Source organism: Prosthecobacter sp., from assembly GCF_014879935.1.
GTDB lineage: Bacteria > Verrucomicrobiota > Verrucomicrobiia > Verrucomicrobiales > Verrucomicrobiaceae > Prosthecobacter.
Genome location: NZ_JACSRD010000210.1, coordinates 1 through 13,012, shown reverse-complemented (window position 1 = coordinate 13,012; position 13,012 = coordinate 1). Strand labels below are relative to the sequence as shown.

At 61.9% G+C, this 13,012-nt stretch carries 15 protein-coding genes; 3 read left to right on the top strand and 12 right to left on the bottom strand.

The window, feature by feature from the left end; all coding sequences use genetic code 11:
• Positions 1-70: 70 nt before the first annotated feature.
• From IAE77_RS23710 to IAE77_RS23680, 7 genes are all read right to left on the bottom strand, one after another.
• A complete protein-coding gene (locus IAE77_RS23710; RefSeq protein ID WP_294232080.1) occupies positions 71-940 on the bottom strand; it encodes an alpha/beta hydrolase in 870 nt (289 codons plus the stop codon).
• Between the two features lie 7 nt (positions 941-947).
• The gene (locus tag IAE77_RS23705; RefSeq protein WP_294232079.1) at positions 948-1,655 is read right to left on the bottom strand and encodes a DNA alkylation repair protein; all 708 of its coding nucleotides are present in this window, start codon (positions 1,653-1,655) and stop codon (positions 948-950) included.
• Positions 1,656-1,741: 86 nt separating this feature from the next.
• A complete protein-coding gene (locus tag IAE77_RS23700) occupies positions 1,742-2,995 on the bottom strand; it encodes a PQQ-dependent sugar dehydrogenase (protein ID WP_294232078.1) in 1,254 nt (417 codons plus the stop codon).
• 20 nt (positions 2,996-3,015) lie between these two features.
• Positions 3,016-4,431, bottom strand: a complete 1,416-nt coding sequence (locus tag IAE77_RS23695; RefSeq protein WP_294232076.1) for a BNR-4 repeat-containing protein — start codon at positions 4,429-4,431, stop codon at positions 3,016-3,018.
• Positions 4,431-5,351 (bottom strand): alpha/beta hydrolase, encoded by a 921-nt coding sequence (locus tag IAE77_RS23690; protein WP_294232074.1) that lies wholly within the window; start codon positions 5,349-5,351, stop codon positions 4,431-4,433. The genes IAE77_RS23695 and IAE77_RS23690 overlap by 1 nt, the downstream gene beginning before the upstream one ends.
• Before the next feature lie 433 nt (positions 5,352-5,784).
• Positions 5,785-6,531, bottom strand: a complete 747-nt coding sequence (locus tag IAE77_RS23685) for a nucleotidyltransferase domain-containing protein (protein WP_345781012.1) — start codon at positions 6,529-6,531, stop codon at positions 5,785-5,787.
• A 5-nt stretch (positions 6,532-6,536) separates the two neighbouring features.
• Entirely contained in the window at positions 6,537-7,148 is a 612-nt protein-coding gene (locus IAE77_RS23680) for a nucleotidyltransferase family protein (RefSeq protein ID WP_294232072.1), read from the bottom strand.
• 85 nt (positions 7,149-7,233) lie between these two features.
• On the opposite strand from IAE77_RS23680, the gene IAE77_RS23675 reads away from it, so the two are divergent.
• A complete protein-coding gene (locus IAE77_RS23675) occupies positions 7,234-7,464 on the top strand; it encodes a hypothetical protein (RefSeq protein ID WP_294232070.1) in 231 nt (76 codons plus the stop codon).
• Between the two features lie 4 nt (positions 7,465-7,468).
• Entirely contained in the window at positions 7,469-7,909 is a 441-nt protein-coding gene (locus IAE77_RS23670) for a type II toxin-antitoxin system VapC family toxin (RefSeq protein WP_294232068.1), read from the top strand.
• Here the strand turns inward: IAE77_RS23670 and IAE77_RS23665 are convergent.
• The 5 genes from IAE77_RS23665 to IAE77_RS23645 form a co-directional block, all read right to left on the bottom strand.
• Positions 7,887-9,170: a nucleotidyltransferase domain-containing protein gene (locus IAE77_RS23665; protein WP_294232066.1), complete on the bottom strand. Its 1,284-nt coding sequence runs from the start codon at positions 9,168-9,170 to the stop codon at positions 7,887-7,889. The two genes, IAE77_RS23670 and IAE77_RS23665, sit on opposite strands and share 23 nt — an antisense overlap.
• 37 nt (positions 9,171-9,207) lie before the next feature.
• Positions 9,208-10,575: a sulfatase-like hydrolase/transferase gene (locus IAE77_RS23660; RefSeq protein WP_294232064.1), complete on the bottom strand. Its 1,368-nt coding sequence runs from the start codon at positions 10,573-10,575 to the stop codon at positions 9,208-9,210.
• A gap of 31 nt (positions 10,576-10,606) precedes the next feature.
• On the bottom strand, positions 10,607-11,380 hold the full coding sequence (locus IAE77_RS23655; protein ID WP_294232062.1) for a glycosyltransferase family 2 protein: 774 nt from the start codon (positions 11,378-11,380) through the stop codon (positions 10,607-10,609).
• Between the two features lie 66 nt (positions 11,381-11,446).
• The gene (locus IAE77_RS23650) at positions 11,447-11,644 is read right to left on the bottom strand and encodes a hypothetical protein (RefSeq protein ID WP_294232060.1); all 198 of its coding nucleotides are present in this window, start codon (positions 11,642-11,644) and stop codon (positions 11,447-11,449) included.
• Between the two features lie 3 nt (positions 11,645-11,647).
• Positions 11,648-12,172, bottom strand: coding sequence for a lysophospholipid acyltransferase family protein (locus IAE77_RS23645; RefSeq protein WP_294232204.1), 525 nt, complete (start codon positions 12,170-12,172; stop codon positions 11,648-11,650).
• 98 nt (positions 12,173-12,270) lie between these two features.
• Between IAE77_RS23645 and IAE77_RS23640 the strand changes: the two genes are divergently transcribed.
• A complete protein-coding gene (locus IAE77_RS23640) occupies positions 12,271-12,711 on the top strand; it encodes a beta-hydroxyacyl-ACP dehydratase (RefSeq protein ID WP_294232058.1) in 441 nt (146 codons plus the stop codon).
• Positions 12,712-13,012: the final 301 nt, after the last annotated feature.

Here is a 13,012-nt window from a genome sequence, read left to right as displayed (position 1 = left end):
AAGTTTCAGGTTCAAAGTTTCAAGTCGGTGGGGACGCGGAACCTGAAACCTGAAACTTTGAACTTGGGACTCACGGCAACAGCCCGAGCGACTTCAGGAACGCATCCGTTTTCGCCATCGTATCGTCGAAGAGCGCTTTGTCGCGCATGAGGTAGCCGTGGACGCCGCCTTCGTTCACCTCGAGTTCGCAGCGGTTCCCAGTCTTGAGCATGGCTTCATGGAAGGCTTTGGCCCCGGCGAATGGCGTCACGGTGTCGCCGGTGCCGTGGAAGACGATGGTGGGCGGAAGACCGGAGCGCACATTGTGTGCGGGCGACAGTTCCTTCCAGCGCTCGCCGATCTTCGCCTGACCATAGCCCTCCTTCGAGGTGTCGATCACCGGGAAGAGCAGCACAAGCGCCGCTGGCGTGACGGAAATGGCGGGATCATCGCTCTCCTCGTTCACCTTGTCGAAGATGGCGGTCGCCGCGGCCAGATGCCCGCCTGCGGAGCCCCCGCTGACGATGATCTTCTTCGGATCGATGCCGAGTTCGTTCGCATGCGTGTGGAGGTAGCGCATCGCCGAACGCACGTCTCTGACGCAGTCGAACACGCTCACGCCGGTCTTCGCGCTGTTCAGGCGATACTGCACGCTGATGCCGACGAGACCGAGCCTTGCGTAGTGAGCGGCGAAGGGATACATGCGCGGCGGCGCTCCGCCCGTCCAGCCACCGCCATGAATGATGAGGTAGCAGGCCCGTTTGTCGCCGGCCTTGAAGCCTTCCGGCTCGAAGACGTGCATCTGCAGGTCAAGACCGGCGATTTTCTTGTAAACCAGGATGCGCGACGGCTTCAAATCCCTGGACATCCGGTCCACGGCATCGGGTGCCTTCGTTTTGGCAGGAGTTTGGGCAATGGCAGATGAAGCAAGCGCGAGGCTGATGAGGAACAGGATTCTCATGGGGAGATTAACAACGAGTGGTTTTGCGTTTCGGCGCCACCGGCAGGCCGCGGCGGCTTTTGAGGATGTAGGACTCCGCATCCGGCACCTGGCAGTCCGTTTTGCCCATGTCCACTTCCACGCGACCGATTTTCCTCGCGGCAGCCATGGCCTTGTCCGCCAGCGGGGCGACGTAAGTGCCGCAGCAGATGACAAAGCTGTTCATCGCATAACGCACGCGGTTGGGCGACGTGTGGATGGTTTTCATGATGCGTCCGAGCAACGCGCCGATCTGCTTCAGCGGAAGGTTTTCGTCCGGCGTGGTCGTCACCACATTTGAAAGCGTGGCCCAGCCGGCCACGGCGATGGATTCCCTGGGCGAATCGATCCATTTCAAAGCGATCTCCACGGCGTCCGGGTGCTCGGCCGCCACCCACGGCACGGTGGTGCCGGAAATCATGTGCCACGTCGCGCCTTTGACCCAGCGCTCGAGCTCCGTGCGCTTCATCTTGCTGCCATCGGCGACGAGTCCGGCCAGATACATCGCATCGCTGTTGCCGGTGGCGTAAAGCTGCATTGCCAGCTCCTGATCGCCTTTGATCTGCTTCACGATCGGCTTCAGATCGCCGACCTTCACGCCAAACATCGGTTCAGGGGCGCCGTGACGCTTGTAGGTCTTCCGGGTCTGCTCCGTGCCTTTGGAGGCGAGCAGCTTCATGGTTTCGTCGAGTGTCATGGTTGTTGCCCAAGCGGTGATCTGGCGGGATTCTGCGCATCAACGAACGCAGGCGTGGCCTTGTTAGCGCCTCCGCGTCCCGGCGTTCACTTTGGCTGCCTTTGCAGCCGCATGACGCTTCCTTTCGCCATGTTGCAGAACAGCAGCTCGCCATCGCGCGGATCGCGGCTGATGCAGGTGATGGCCGGCTCGAAGGCGATGATCTCATCCTTCCAGCCACCGTCTGCCTCGCGGAGGACGATCACACGGCCGAAGGCGTAGTCAGCGCAGAAGTAGGCGCCTTTGAGCTCGGGAAAACGCCCGCCGTGATACACGCAGCCGCCGGTGATGCTCAGTCCGGTGCTGCGCGGGTATTCAAAGACCGGGTCGATGGGTTTGAAGTTCGGCGGCGGCATGTCCTTCCCGGGACCAAGATCGAAGGCATGCAGCCCTTCGCGATGACTCCAGCCGTAATCACCCCCTTTGATGATGAGATCGACCTCCTCATAGAGATTCTGGCCCACATCACCGGCAAAGAGCCGTCCCGTCGGCGGATCAAAGCTGAAACGCCAGACATTGCGCAGACCGGTGGCCCAGATCTCCGTGCGCACCGTCGTGGGATCGATCGTTTCGCCGTGATGCGTGGTGGCACCGGCAAAGGGATTGTCCGCCGGCACCGTGTAGGTTCCCGCATGCACCGCAGGGTGCGGATTCGGCGGCAGGCTGCCGGATTTCTTGTCCACATCGATCCGCAGGATGGCGGCGTGGAAGCCCTTGTTGATGAAACGCGCGTTGTCGAAGACGTCGTTGGCTCCACCGCCATCGCCGACGCTGATGTAAAGGTAACCGTCAGGGCCGAAGTGCAGATCGCCTCCGTTGTGGTTGCCTGCGGGATCACGCTGCGTGATGAGCGGCTGTTCCTTCTGCCCGTCGAATCGCGATACGCGCTGATGGAGCTGTCCGCCGATGCGCAGGCTGTAGCAGACGAAGTAGCGGCCGTTGCGTGCGAACTCGGGATGAAACGCGAGGCCGAGCAAGCCGCACTCGCCTTTGTCATCCAGCGTGCCGTCGGGACGGTCGATCAGGCTCGCAAATTCGCGCTTTTTCGGCATCGCCTGATCGAGCTGCGTGACCTCCTGGATGCGGCCGGTTTTTTCGACCACGAACAGCCTGTCCGTCACTCCTGGCGGGCTCACCACGGCCACCGGCATCGAAAACGTCAGCCCGCCCAGCGCATCTGCCAGCGCATACGGCAGCGGCGGCAAGGAAGGAGGCACGGCCGGCTGTTTCCTGGCCGGCGGTGTTTGGGCGATCGCGGCGGATCCGCTGATCACAAGGGCAAGCAGTGAGGCAAGTTTCATGGACGCCCATGAAATACGGCTCACCAAGCGATTTCAGGCTTCACAAAGTCACCCGGCATCGTCATCGGCAGCCGCCAGACCTGCGTGCCATCGCGGTCGGTGAAGTAAATCGCGGACTCGGAGGGCTGGCGGCCGTTCCCATCGGCCCACAGCGTGTAAAAGGCGGGGTGCGCATGCAAAGGACGCCGTGCATAGGTGTGATTGCGCGTGCTGCCGCGGGTCAGTTGTTTCGCCTGCTTCCACGTGGCTCCTTCGTCAGAGCTGGTCCACATGACCATCTCGCCTCCTGGATTGCCAGCCTGCGGCCCCGGCGTGGTCGGCGCGATGACGCGCCATGTGCCATCAGCCTCGATGTGAAGCGAGCCGTGGTCGTAGTTGTTGTCCGATGTCGTGAACGGCCTCATCTGCCACGCACTGCCTGTCCAGTGCACCGTCTTCCATTCACGCGGGCCGTTTGCAGGGCCTGGCTCGTAGCCTTTGCTGGTCAGGAACAGGATGACCGGGCGGCCTTGCTTGTCGAAGTTGAGATCCTTCAAATAGACGAGCTTCTCTTCGCGAACCGAGTCGTAGATGAGCGCGGCGTTCTGCGCATCGCGCAACGGCAGCCCGACAGGATCGTGGGCGGCCGTCGTCCACGTCGCGCCACCATCAGCCGTTTCGAGGTAGTAGATGTTGGAACGCGCGTTGAGTCCGAGCGGCGCGGGATGATGATCAAACGCGGTCGCCACACGTGCGCCGCCCGCCCACCAGCTGATCTGGTAATCACCCTGCGCGATGTTGGCGAACGGACTCGGCGCACTCCACCCGCGGCCATCGCGGCTCGTCATGAAATTGAGCCCGCGCACACCTTTGCCCGCGCCGGGTTTCTCATAGTGCGTGTGCAGGAACAAAAAGCCGAGCTCCGGCAGCCACCATGGCTGCACATATGAGAAATTCGTCTCCAGCACGCGTTCGAACTCCGTGATGTCATGCGGACGCACGCTGCGATGAATGAACGACGGCCGTGAGGTGCCATGCGAGGGCGAAAAGATCCACAAATGACCGTTGTCATCGATCGAGAGCACCGGGTTGTCGTGCGCGTCGTCGGTCTTCTTGTTCAGCAGGATGCGCGGCCGTGCCACCGTGCCCGTGGCATGGTCGAAGTACGAAATCATGTGCAGCAATTGCTGCTTGTCTGCGGCTGAACGGGCCGTGGTGCCGCCATACACGAAGAACGTCTTGTTTGCCGCGGCGCTATAAATCGCCAGCGGCGCGTGCTGCTGCGGATATGTGGCCATCCCGCCGCTGTACTTGTAGCGGTATTCGTCCTTCGTCGGCTGGTTGGCATACCAGATGCCCCGAAACCCGTCATCGGTGGCCAGCACCTCCGCGCGCAACGGGCTGGAGCACAACACCGCCACGAAACCGGCGGCCACTTGAAGAGGCAACGTTCGCATCACCGGCCTCCGAGCAGATGTTTGACGAAGAACTCGTTCGTCTCCTGCGCGGCGCTCGTCTTCTCGTCGGCGTGGCGGATCGTGCATTCGATGCCCAGCTTGTCCATCTGCTCCTTCAGCTTGAGGCCGAAGTTGATGTGATGAATGCCGGTTCCGGGCTTGGCACCGACAGGCACAGGTCCACGCGGCTCGCTGTAGAACGCATACACCGGCGGATCATCGTTCGTCAGATAGGTGATCGCCGCGGCCTTCCTGAACATCTCGCGTGCGGCCGGTGTGTCATACTGCTCCCGCTTCAAACCATAAAAGCCCTCCAGCGCTGGATGCCGGGCGGCAGCCTCACCCACCCATTCCGTGATGGTGAACGGATCATACGTGCTCTGCGCACCAAAAACGGCCATGCAGCTCAGTCGTGTCGATTCACGCAGCACAGGATCATCGCTCTTCGGATCAGCCATGTCATCGTGGAAGCCGATCCACAGCGAGGTGCCCGCCCCTGCGGAACCACCCGTCGCTCCGATGCGCCTGGGATCGATGTTCCACTCCTTCGCATGCAGCCGCGCGTATTGAATCGCTCGGGCGCAGTCCATGTAATGCGCGGGAAACGTCACCTCAGGCGAAAAACGGTAGTTCACCGCCATCACGGAGATGCCTTTGTCGAGCAACTGCAACAGGGTGGGCGAAACGGACTCCTTGCTGCCGGCCCGGAAGCCACCGCCGTGAACGTAAACGACCAGCGGCGCAGGCTTGTCCGACTTCGCCTTCCAGAAGTCGAGCACGTTGCGCTCATGCGGGCCATAGCGCTCGTTTGTGAGATCTGGAGGTGGTTTCGGTCCTCCACGCTGGGCGTTTGCGATGCTGAAGAGGAGAAGACTGGCGAGCAAAGTCGTCAGCACGGACGGAAGGCGATGCATTTTCATGGCTGGATGGCAGACCACGGCTGGAAACGTCGCCACGTGGGGGCTTATAGCACTGCCTGGCTCGACAGTATTTGGAATACCCCGAGGGGTGAGAAGCGCCAACGGTGCGTGACTCCTGAGCCCAGGATGCAATCCTGGGAGCCGTGTCCGCCCGACACCGATGACGAAATCCAGCCCTGCAAGGGCGGCACTCGACACCGTGCTTCCGCTGTCACCCCATCCGCAAAGATCACACTGAGTCGAGTCTCGTCCTTGCAGGGCTTCACTCCATCCGAAAGGGCTGTCGCCTCTTGCACACCCAGGGCTTCGCCCGTGGGCTGAGGAATACCGCGCCGTTGGCGCTGAATTTTTGCTCCAATGCCGGTAGGACCGGTTTTCAAACGCGGCTTAGCTAGCTCATCGTGGCCGGCTTGGTTCCTGAAGCTGGAATCGCTCACATCCGCACCGTCACCAACAGATCATTCAGCGCCGCCCGCGTGCTCTCCTCCGGCATCTCGCGGAGCGTGCTGGCATCGTGCGCGGCTTGGAGTTCGGCGCAGAGGCGTTCGTATTCGCCTTGGTGAAAGGCCAGATCATTGTCATCGAGCGTGCCTTGCTCCGGTCCGGAGAGTTTGCGGGCGATGAGATCGGCGAGGTAGGGCAGGCGGAAGGTTTCGTTCAGGGTGACGAGGTTCGCCTCCACCACGCCCGTGCGCATGAGCCAGATGCCGGTGAGCAGCACGCGATAGACATACAGCAGCGGCTTCACCCGTCGGGGCGATTCCTTGGCAAACAGCTCCCACTGTGTCTCCGAAAAACCGAAGTAGTGATGCGAGTGGTGCCGTGTGATGCACCCTTTCGCGATTTCCTTCAACTCCGCATGCTCCGGCGTCGTGTGAACGATGTGCGGCGAATAGAGCTGCTCCAGCACATAGCCGTTCTTCTTCAGCAGAAGTCCGAAGAACTTCCGCACGTCATGCGAGACGATGTCTATCTTCAGCCCCTCGATCACGCGTCTGTCCTCCACCGTCTCATCCCGCACCTCCAGCCCCAAAACCTTCGGCAGCGGCAGCACATGCGCCCCACGCAGATAAAAATCCGAATCCGGCGACGGAAACCCGTAGAGATGCGCCCCGCTCATCGTCGCAAACAGCAGCGGATACGGCTGCGCGACCGTGATGCGGTGGAGGAGGGGCGGGATTCATTTCAGCCCTCCGGATCATCCAGGATGACCTGGAGCCGCGCCGCGAGTTCGTCTGGAAAGCGCCGAGTCCAGCTTTCGTCGATCAGGCCGACGGAAAGCAGATCGCGAAGATGCATGCGGTCTTTGTCGCGGAAGGAAATGAGCTTCATGCGCACGAGATCCTGCAACGGCACGAGTTCAAAGCCTTCACCCGGCTCGGTTTCACGAAGTTCAGGCGTGTTTTCGATGGCATCCGGCACAGGCTTTTCTCCTGCCCAGAGCACATGCACGGCGTCACGCACTTTGGCATCGGGGCCGTCGAGGAAGACATCCATGGCGCCCGCTTTGCCCAGTGAGGCGACGCGTCGATGGACGAAACCAGCCGCTTCGAGAGCTTCACGGGCTTTGTCAGCGTCTTCGCGGCGGAGCAGGATGTCCACGTCACGCGTGTTGCGCACGGCGCTTTCGTCCACACGCGAAACCCAGGCCGCGACGGCATTTCCACCGACCACGGCGTAATGGACGCCGAGCTTCGCGAGCGCCGCCGCTGCGCGTTCGAGGCGCTGTCTCACGTCGTCGATGCCTTTTGCCATGCGTTGCCAGGTTACGGGTTGAAGAGCGATTGCGGTGCTCATGGCGGAGAGATAGCCGCGTGACGGACTGGCGGCAACTTGGATGATGAGAGTTGCCAGACATGCGGCACCGCTTAAAATCATCCCCATGAGCACCTTAGTTCAAATCGAGTCCGCCGTGGCTGATCTGCCTGCGCAAGATCAGTGGTCGCTGCTCTCTTGGCTGCAAGCACGTCTGAAGGCTGCTCCAACAGTCCAAAAGCCAGTCTCACCAGGACGTCCGACCTGGCTTGATGAAGTCAGGCAGATGAGAGAAGCTTGCTCTACCGGAAAGCCCGGCACATCCGTGGAGCAGTTGATCACCGAAATTCGCAGCTAATCTCATGAGCTACTGGGACACCTCCGCACTGGCAAAATTGTATGTCCAGGAGACGGACAGCGTCGTTTTTGAAAGCCACGCTGCGCAAGCCTCGAAGATCACCGTGAGCGAGACTGGCAGGCTCGAACTGCGTGCGGTGTTACGCCGCCGCGAGGCAGAGGGTTCGTTGAGTGCTGGCTCCACAAAGGCCATGCATGACTCGTTTTGTTCTCTCATCAGTTCGGGTCAGTTCAGGGGGGAATCCATCACACCAGAGCTAGAGGCTGAGTATTACAACATTCTGGATGCTTGCCTGAGTCAAAGTCCGCCGATCTTTCTCCGCACCAATGACGGGCTCCACCTCGCCGCTGCTAGACGAGCGAATGAATCCGAAGTCGTGAGCTCCGACAAAGGGCTGCGAAAAGCGGCTTTGTTTCTTGGGTTCACAGTGTTTCCTGCTCCGTGAGTTCGACTCGATGCCCATCCGGGTCGGCGATCACGGCCCTTCGTCCCCATTCGGAATCATGCGGTGCGGTGATGATGGCGGGCGAGTGTTCCATCACGCGAGCGATGACGGCATCAACAGAAGCCACCTGAAAGCCAATTCTCGCGCCCAGGGCGCTGCTTCCATCTTTTGAAAGTGGATACCGTTCGAAAACGCCGGTCAAGGTTTCAGCAGCGAAATGCTCAGGCCCGTTGCCGTGCTTGTGGCGAACGAGTTGGAGACCGAGGCAGCGGTAAAATGCGGCTGCACGTTCCAAGTCACTCGTTTGCAGCACGACGAGTCGGAGCGATGTGGATGATCTCGCGAGCGGCTTGGCGCTTTCGTTCCTCGCAGTGAGCAGCAACCCATTCGCTGCCTCATAGTCCGGCCTTTCGGGCAGCTTCGTCTCCGCCAGCGCCAGCTCAAAGTCGTGGTGCAGTTCCTGTCGCCAGGCATCGACTTTATCCCAGGTCAGCTCGCCGCGTTTGACGGCGAGGAGTTCGTCGCGATGGGGGCCGACGTGGACGGGGACGCGGCCTTCGCGGAGGGTGGCGGCTCCGGTCATGAGGAGGCGGAGGAGGTGCATGGCGTGCTTCCAGCGCACCTCGCCGTGGTTGCGGAGGTCTTGTTCGATCTTCTTGAACTGGCTCAGCGCGTAGCCGTTGAAGGTTTGAAAGATCATCTGGGACAAAAAGCGATCACGGATGGCGAGGAGGCGCTCGCCGATGGGCGTGACCTTGTCCACGAGCGGCGAGTAGAGGCATTCGAGGATGTTCGGGTTGGCCTTGAGGGCCATGACGAGGAACTTTTGCAGCTCCCAGTAGCAGCTCTGCGTGGCATTGTCCTCAAACTGCTCCGGCGCTCCGTAAAGCGACCACTGAAGATCCGCCGGGGCGAGGTAGATGCCGCGCAAGTCGGTGTCCGACGCCTCCGTGTCGAGCCCATAGGCGCGGGAGCCAACGATGCAGCGGTAGATGACGTGTTCCTCTAGGTCGAAGTCGTGAGCCCCAGCGGGATCGAGGCGGTCTTTGAAGAGTTTCAACACCTCCAGCTCCTCGCGCAGGAGCGAGGCCTCGAAGCCATCTGGAAAGCGCACGAGGAAATGCTGCTCATGCCCGCAGGGCGTGCGTGTTACGATGCCCACGGCTCCACGCGAATGGACGAGGGCGTTGTTGCTGCCATGTACGCCGACCTTGGTCACGATCTGGGTGCCGGCGTGGATGTTGTGCGGTTGGTGGGACATGGAGCTTCAATTGAGAATCGAGGCAATTTACAACACATCACAGGTTCGGATCGCCGTTTTCACGCCGCCAGGTCTCCAGGCGTGACTTCATCTCATCGCGCCTGGCAGACTGCGCAGGGTCAGCGCTGAGATCGTGCCGTTCGTCGGGGTCATTTTGCAGATTGAAGAGCTGCTCGCGGTTTACCTTGGGGTAGAGGATGTATTTCCAGCGGTCGTCGCAGATCATGCGCTGCGTGTCGGTGAAGACGCCGGTGACGAAGTCGCGCACATGATCGGTTTGATGCCGGAGCACGGGCACGAGGCTCTTCGCCTGCACGGTGGACGGAATGGGAATGCCGACGAGGTCGCAGAGCGTCGGAAAGATGTCCCGCAGCTCGATCAGGGCGGCGCGGCGCTGGTTTTTCGGCAGACCTGGGCCACCAATGATGAAGGGACTGCGGATGCTGTGCTCATACTGGTTTTGTTTCCCCAGCAGGCCGTGGCTGCCGAGCGCGAGCCCCTGATCGGCGGTGAAAACGATGATGGTGTCCTCGAATGAAGGCAACGCGGCGAGGATGCGGCCGAGCTGCGTGTCGAGATCGGTGATCATGGCGTAGTAGAGGGCGAGTTCCTCCCGCACCTCGCTTTCGACACGCGGGATCGGGAGCAGGATTTCATCACGTCCGCCACGGTTTCCGTGATCAAAGGGGTGATCCTTGGCGAAATTGGCCGGGAGCATCATTTTCGCCGCGTCGTAGCGGTTTTCCATGCCTGCAGGCCACTGACGCGGATCATGCGGAAAGGCGAAGTTCACATGCATGAACCATGGCTTGTCCTTCGGGGCGGTTTGAATGCCACGGATGGCACCCTCGGCGATGTGGCGGCTGTTGTCGGGCTGCAAACCGACGCCTTTGTCGAGCTGGGCCTTGTTTTGGTCGTCCTTGAAGGTCCAGCCGCGATAACCGGTGAGCGGGCGGCCGCGATCATCAATGTCCGGCTGTGTGACGCCTTTGCCGCCGCCGCTGGAGTAGAGGCCGCTGGTGGTCGTGTAGCCACGCTGGGTGGGATGACCGTCGTTGTGCCACTTGCCGGTGTAGCAGGTGTGGTAGCCGGCCTTTTGCAGCGTTCCTGCGAGGGTGGCGAGCTTCGGATCGATCGCACCGCCGGGATACTTCGGCAGGGCCTGGAAGGCATGCGTGCCGGTGAGGATCTGCGCACGGCTGACATGGCAGATCGGATAACCGGCACAGGCCCGGGTAAATGACGTCCCGCTGGCGACGAGACGGTCGAGATGGGGCGTTTCGATCACCGCGTTTCCCAGCGCATGAATCGTGTCCGGGCGCTGGTCATCGCTGACGATGAGGAGGATGTTCGGCGCGGCCGTGAGCCCGATGCTGGATGCGAGGAGGAGAAACAGTGTGCGCATGAGCGGTTAACGTGCCGCGCATGCCCGGCCATCACGGCACCACGACATTTTTCAGCGGATTGCCGCCGCGCAGCGTGCGCACCAGCAGCAGCGGCAGTCGCAGGGCGAAGCCGATGAGCAGACGCGCGTGCATCCAGGTCAGCAATGCGTTGTCCCGCACGTAGCGGAACTGCGACACGCCGCCCTCTGCGGCGGTGAGGTAGCGCACGGGCGTGGGCACATTGATCGTGGGCACGCCCTGCCAGCACACGCGCACGGCGATCTCCGTGTCAAAATCGAAGCGTCGAGCGAAGAGCGTGCCACGAAAGGCGCGCAGCAGCGGCTGCACGGGATAGACGCGCATGCCAAAGAGCGAATCGCCGATGCCCCAGCCGAGCGTCTCGATGTCCGACCACGCGTTCGAGATGCGGCGGCCGCGCACGCGCAGCAGCGGCGCCTCGGGGCCGAACACCGGCTTGCCAAAAAGTACCGCCTCAGGGTGCGTCTGGATCAAGGCGATGAACTTGGGAATCCAGTCCGGCGGATGCTGGCCGTCGGAGTCCATGGTGAGCACGTGGGTGAAACCCTCCGCCCCGGCAAACTCGGCGCCGCGCAGCACGGCGGCGCCTTTGCCACGATTGCAGGGTTGTTTCAGCACGCGCAGGCCGGGATGCGTGGCCCGCATGGACTCCACGGCCTTTTCGCTGCCATCGGTGCTGCCATCGATGACGACGAGGACTTCGTTCCAATGCTCCAACGCGTGCGCCACAGTGTCCGCCAGCAGGCGGCCGGTGTTGTAGCTGGGAATGAGGACAATGAGCTTCATGCGCCCGTGAAAAGGAGGCGGGATGGACGCGAGGAACATCCGTGAGGCAAGCTGAAATGCGGCCGCTTATCCCGCGGTCAGGCGATCACTGACAAGAGCGTCGAGGTACACCTCGCGGAGCCTCCGCGTGAAGGCGGCGGCATTCTCATCCGGCGGGCTGGCGAGGGGCTCGCCAAGAGTGATGCGCAGCTTGATCTTGCGGTCTGGCAGCCGCCACAGTGGCCAGCCTTTGCACAGATAATCGCTGTTCGTTTCGATGAACACCGGTCAGACCGGGGCGCTGGACTGCGTGGCGATGATGCCGATGCCGCCGAGGAAGGTGTTGATGGGGTTCTCCTGCTTGCGCGTGCGGGTGCCCTCCGGGAAAAACAGCAGCCGGTCCCCCTGCCGCAGCGCCTCGATCGACTGCTGCAGCATCTTGTGCGCGGGTTTGTTCGGGATGAAGCCGGCGAGCTTCGCCCCGCCGCGCAAAAAGGGATTGTGCATGAGCGAGGACTTCAGGATGCAGCGCAATCCGGGCACCTGGGCGATCACGAAGACGGCATCCCACAGCGCGGGATGATTCGGCGCGATGATCAGTCCGCCGCTGACGCCCTCCAGCGCCTCAAAGCCGCGAAATTCGCACTCAAACACGCCGCAGAGACGGAGCAGGCCCAAAAAACCGCGAAACGCCGTCTGCAGCAGCCGCTGGCCGATGGCGCGTGATTTTTCCAGCGGCAGCAACGGGGCGAGCACGACGCCTGCGGCCACGAATAGCAGTCCGCCGACCGCCCAGTAGGCCATGCTGAGCACCAGGACCAAGGCCAGCCAGGCCAGCGTGAGCACACGCCCGCGCCGCGGCGTGCATCTTGGCGTTTGCTCTGGTGGTGATTCCTGAATAAGACCGCAGGATGCCACCGCACGCTGATCTTGTTCAAGCGCTTTCCTCCCTGCCGCACGGCCCGGAATTCCGTTTTATCGATGAACTGACCGAACTGGTGCCCGGAGTGTCTGGAAAAGCCGTGTGGAAGCTCAAAGGAGACGAGGCCTTCCTGCGCGGCCACTTTCCCGGTGCTCCGCTGATGCCGGGTGTGCTCATGATCGAGGCGCTGGCCCAGCTCGGCGGCATTTTGGTGCAGACGCGTCCCGGTGAGGCACCGCTGAAGAACCTGCGCCTCACCGCGGTGCGTCAGATCAAGATCCTCGGCAGCATCACGCCCGGCCAGTCGATTCACCTCAGCGGCACATTGCAGGGAATGCTGGACACGCTGGGGCAGGTGAGCGGTGAGATCCGTGATGATGCGGGCAATGTGATCGTCACTGGGGCTGTCACGCTGGCGGGCGAGAAGTGAGTGGCAAAACGTCGCGACAGCGTCCTGGAGTGCGCTGGCCCTCCCTGACCTTTGCCCACAAATTGGGTTCGTTCTAACGCGGCAGCCTCGTGGAGCTGGTGGCAAGCGTCAGCGTGACGACCTCTGTCGTGGGCAGCAACGGATGATTGGCCTCAGCCGTTACGATGCCATTGAGCAGACGCGGGCGCGACAGCGTTTTGGAGTGCTCCAGCCCTCTGGAGCTTTTCGCAGACCCGAGGACGCTCGAAAGCGCCGGAGGGCCGGCGCACTCCAGGACGCTGCCGCGCTTCTCTCATTCCCG